The sequence below is a fragment of the uncultured Novosphingobium sp. genome (assembly GCF_964277725.1).
Classification (GTDB): Bacteria; Pseudomonadota; Alphaproteobacteria; order Sphingomonadales; family Sphingomonadaceae; genus Novosphingobium; species Novosphingobium fluoreni.
The window spans coordinates 1-4,168 of sequence record NZ_CAXYKL010000300.1 but is presented as its reverse complement, the minus strand read 5'-3'; the positions used below and the strand labels follow the sequence as shown (position 1 = coordinate 4,168).

General features: G+C 64.8%; 4 protein-coding genes. 3 read left to right on the top strand and 1 reads right to left on the bottom strand.

Annotation, left to right across the window (positions count from 1 at the left end):
• A partial coding sequence (pgi, locus tag ACHWRX_RS16590; RefSeq protein WP_394660034.1) for a glucose-6-phosphate isomerase occupies positions 1 to 1,459 on the bottom strand: 1,459 nt, incomplete at its 3' end.
• A gap of 144 nt (positions 1,460 to 1,603) precedes the next feature.
• Here pgi and lepB point away from each other — a divergent pair.
• Genes lepB through era form a run of 3 tightly spaced genes read left to right on the top strand, consistent with a single transcriptional unit; the run spans position 1,604 to position 4,093 of the window.
• Positions 1,604 to 2,476: a signal peptidase I gene (gene lepB / locus ACHWRX_RS16585; protein ID WP_394660033.1), complete on the top strand. Its 873-nt coding sequence runs from the start codon at positions 1,604 to 1,606 to the stop codon at positions 2,474 to 2,476.
• Positions 2,477 to 2,525: 49 nt separating this feature from the next.
• The gene (gene rnc / locus ACHWRX_RS16580; protein ID WP_394660035.1) at positions 2,526 to 3,191 is read left to right on the top strand and encodes a ribonuclease III; all 666 of its coding nucleotides are present in this window, start codon (positions 2,526 to 2,528) and stop codon (positions 3,189 to 3,191) included.
• Positions 3,188 to 4,093 (top strand): GTPase Era, encoded by a 906-nt coding sequence (era, locus tag ACHWRX_RS16575; RefSeq protein WP_288487168.1) that lies wholly within the window; start codon positions 3,188 to 3,190, stop codon positions 4,091 to 4,093. Before rnc ends, era begins: the two co-directional genes overlap by 4 nt.
• Positions 4,094 to 4,168: the final 75 nt, after the last annotated feature.

The following is a 4,168-nucleotide window of genomic DNA, read 5'->3' as shown; positions in this document are numbered from 1 at the left end:
CCTTCTCGATCTGCTTTGCGATTTCCTTGCCCAGTTCCACGCCAAACTGGTCGAAGGGGTTGATCTCCATCAGCACCGCGTTTGCGAAAGTGCGATGCTCATGAAACGCGATCAGCGCGCCGAAGCTGATGGGCGAAACATCGTCCAGCAGGATCGTGGCCGAAGGACGATCGCCCGGATAGGCGCGCGCCGGATCGTCGCTGGCCTTGCCCGCCATCAATGCCGCGCCTTGCGCGAAGCAGTTGGACAGCAGGATGCGGTGGTGATCGGGCGAGAGATCGTCGCCCGGCGCGATCGACGCGATGAAGTCCACCGGCACCAGGTTCGTGCCCTGATGCAGCAACTGGAACACCGCATGCTGGGCGTCGGTGCCCACGCCGCCCCAGGTGATCGGCGCGGTCGGCCCATCCACCGGCGCGCCGTCCGCCGTCACCGACTTGCCGTTCGATTCCATTTCCAGCTGCTGAAGGTAATCCGGCAAAAGGCCAAGCCGCTCATCATAAGCGAACACGCCCCGCGTCTGGCAACCGCGCAGGCGGGTGTATAGCTGGTCGGCGAAAGCGGCACGCAGCGGCAGGTTGTCGATCCCGTCGGTGTCGCGGAAGTGCCGGTCGACGATCGCGGCGCCTTCCAGCATCTCGGCAAAGTCAGGCCAGCCCAGCGCCATCGCGATCGGAAAACCGATTGATGACCACAGCGAGTAACGCCCGCCGACGCTTTCGGAGAACGGCAGGATGCGGGTTTCGTCCACGCCCCATTCGACCGCCTTGTCCGTCGCCGCCGTCAGCGCGACGATGCGGCCATAGGGGTCGTCCACGCCATTCTCACGCAGCCAGCCGATGGCGCTTTCGGCATTGACCATGGTTTCCGTCGTCGTGAACGTCTTTGAGGCGACCGCCAGCATCGTCGTCGCCGGATCACACGCGGCAAACGCCGCTTCCAAGGCGCACCCGTCGATGTTGGACACGACATGCACGTCCACCATCGCCCCGTCGCGCGCCAAGGCGTTGACCGCCATCGCCGGACCGAGCGCGGAACCGCCTATGCCGATGTGGATCAGGTGCTTCACCTCGCCCATCGCGCCACGATGGATAGCCTCGACGATGGCGGCCATGCGCGAATGATAGCCGTGCGCCAGCGCCACGCTTTCATCCCGGCCCACGCCGCGTTGCGCGGTATGCTCGGCCGCGCGGCCCTCCGTCGCGTTGACGATCTCTCCTGCAAACAGCGCCCGGCGGCGCTCTGCGAATTCCGCAGCGTCGGCCAGCTTCAGGAACGCGTCGATGTGGGCGGCGTCCAGGTGCGTCTTCGACCAGTCGAACCGGATGCCTTCTTCACCCAGGTCGAGCCGCGTTGCTAGTTGGTCGAGCCGGGATGGATCCTGCGCGAACAATTCCGACAAGGTGGGCCGCGGCAAATCCGCCAGCGTCTTCCACACCGATCCGGTCGCCTCGCTCATGCCCTGTCCTTGTTCGTTCCGGCCATCCGGCCCCGCAATCGGGCGCGGTTATGCCTGTTGCACTTGCGAACGCCAAGGCCGATCTTGTGCGAAATCGGCACCGTTGCCGGGCCTTTCCCCCACGCGCGCGGCTTGACGGAAGCCATGACGCGCAACATGGACATCACGATGACCGATCCCCACGCCGCCGCCGCAGATCGCCAGCCTGTCGGCGCGCCCGATACGCCTCCCGTCCAGGAGAAGAAGGAGGAGAACTTCTTCGTTTTCCTGGCTAAATTGGTGCTGCTGGTGGTGGTGTTTCGCAGCTTCATCTTTTCGCCGTTCAACATCCCCAGCGAATCGATGCTGCCCCGGCTGGAGAATGGGGATTACCTGCTGGCGTCCAAGTGGTCGTACGGATATTCGAAATACTCGATGCCGTTCAGCCTGCCGGTGATCCCGGGCCGCATCTTCGCCAGCCAGCCAGAGCGTGGCGACATCGTGATCTTCAAGGCCCCGCCGGGCAACGATATCGACTATATCAAGCGCGTGATCGGCCTGCCGGGCGATACCGTGCAAGTGCGCGCCGGCCAGGTTTTCCTGAACGGCAAGGCCGTGCCCAAGCAGCGGGTGGACAACTTCATCCTGCCCCTGACCGCCAACACGCACTGCTATGGCGTGGAGTTCGAGGCGCAGACACCGGATGGCGGCATGGCCTGTTCCTACCCCCAGTTCCGGGAGACGCTACCCAACGGCAAAAGCTACAATGTGCTGGATCTGGGCACCCAGCCGCAGGACGATACGCAAGTGTTCTCCGTGCCCGCCGGCCACATGTTCCTGATGGGCGACAACCGCGACAATTCTTTGGACAGCCGCTTCCCCGCTATCGAGGGTGAAGGCATCGGCATCGTTCCGCAGGCCAACCTGGTCGGCAAGGCATCGGTGATGATGTTCTCCACCAATGGCGGGGCGGAGTGGCTGAAGCCGTGGACCTGGTTCACCGCCGCGCGGTGGAGCCGGATCGGAGGCACGTTCTGAGTATCGCTTCGCCAAGCATCCCTCGTTCGCCGGGGATAGCGCCGTGACTTTGGCCGCCGAGGCGCTGGCTTTCCTGACCGACCTGTCCGGCCAACCCCCGCGTGATCCCGCGTTGTGGCTGGAAGCGCTCACGCACGCCAGCACCGGGGAGAAGCGCAACTACGAGAAGCTGGAATTCCTGGGCGATCGCGTGCTGGGCCTCTCGATCGCCGAATGGCTGTTCGAACGCGGAGATGGCCCGGAAGGGAAGCTTTCCCAGCGGCTGAACGCGCTGGTCAGCCGCACCGTCTGCGCGCAAGTGGCGCGGGAGATCGGCCTCGCCGCGCACATGCGCCTGGGCAAGCAGGCGCGTGACGATGGCGGGCAGGACAGCGATAATATTCTGGGCGACGTGATGGAGGCGCTGATCGGCGCCTGCTTCGTCGAGCGGGGCTTCGATGCTGCGCGCGACATGGTGCGGCGCCTATGGCAGGATCAGGTCAGCGGCAGCACCGGCAGCCGCAAGCACGCCAAGTCCGCGCTGCAGGAATGGGCGGCGGGCAATCGGCGGCGGCCTCCGGAATACAAACTGATCGATCGCTCCGGCCCCGATCATGCCGCGCGCTTTACCGTCGAAGTCTGTGTAAAGGGCGTGGGCGAGGCGCAGGCCACGGCAAACAGCAAGCAGGATGCCGAACGGCAAGCTGCCGAAGAATTCATGCGGAGGTTCGGTTGACGGAAAAGTGTGGCTTGGTGGCGGTTATCGGCGCGCCCAACGCAGGCAAGTCAACGCTAGTGAACGCGCTGGTGGGCCAGAAAGTGGCGATCACCTCGGCCAAGGCGCAGACCACGCGCGCGCGCCTGCTGGGCATCGCGCTGGACACGTCGGGCGAGGATCGGGTGCAGATCATCCTGGCCGACACGCCCGGTATCTTCGCGCCCAAGCGGCGGCTGGATCGGGCGATGGTCTCCGCCGCGTGGGAAGGCGCGCAGGAAGCCGACGCGATCCTGCTACTGGTCGATCCGATCAAGCAACGCCGGCATGAGCTGGAACCGCTGCTGGAAACGCTGAACAACCGCACCGAGCGCAAGTTCCTGGTGCTGAACAAGGTGGACGCAACGGCCAAGGAACCGCTGCTGGCGCTGGCGCAGGAACTGACCGGAAAGGTCGCGTTCGAGGAAGTGTTCTTCGTCTCGGCGCTGACCGGCGATGGCGTGCCCGAGCTGAAGACGCGGATGGCGCAGCTGATGCCCGAAGGTCCGTGGCACTACCCAGAGGACCAGGTTTCCGACGCCAGCGAACGCCTGCTGGCTGGCGAAGTGACGCGCGAGCAGATCTACCGCCTGCTGCATGACGAACTGCCTTACGATACGGCGGTGCGGCCAGAGGCCTACACCCCGCGCAAGGACGGCTCGGTGGAAATCCGCCAGCAGATCGTCGTCGCGCGCGATAGCCAGAAGGCGATTGTGCTCGGCAAGCGCGGCGCGATGATCAAGGCCATCGGTGAAGCGGCGCGCAAGGAACTGTCGGAAATCCTGGGGCAGAAGGTCCACTTGTTCCTCCACGTCAAGGTGGAAGAGAATTGGGCCGAAGCCAAGGACCTGTACGAAGAGCTGGGGCTGGACTGGGTGAAGTAGAGCGGGCAGCCTCTTCGCCTCCCTTTCGCACACCTCCTACCCCGTTCGTGTCGAGCGTAGTCGAGACACGCTGAC

Excerpts from the sequence above, each read along its gene's own strand:
- lepB (WP_394660033.1), top strand. The coding sequence starts at position 1,604 with ATGACGCGCAACATGGACATCACGATGACCGATCCCCACGCCGCCGCC.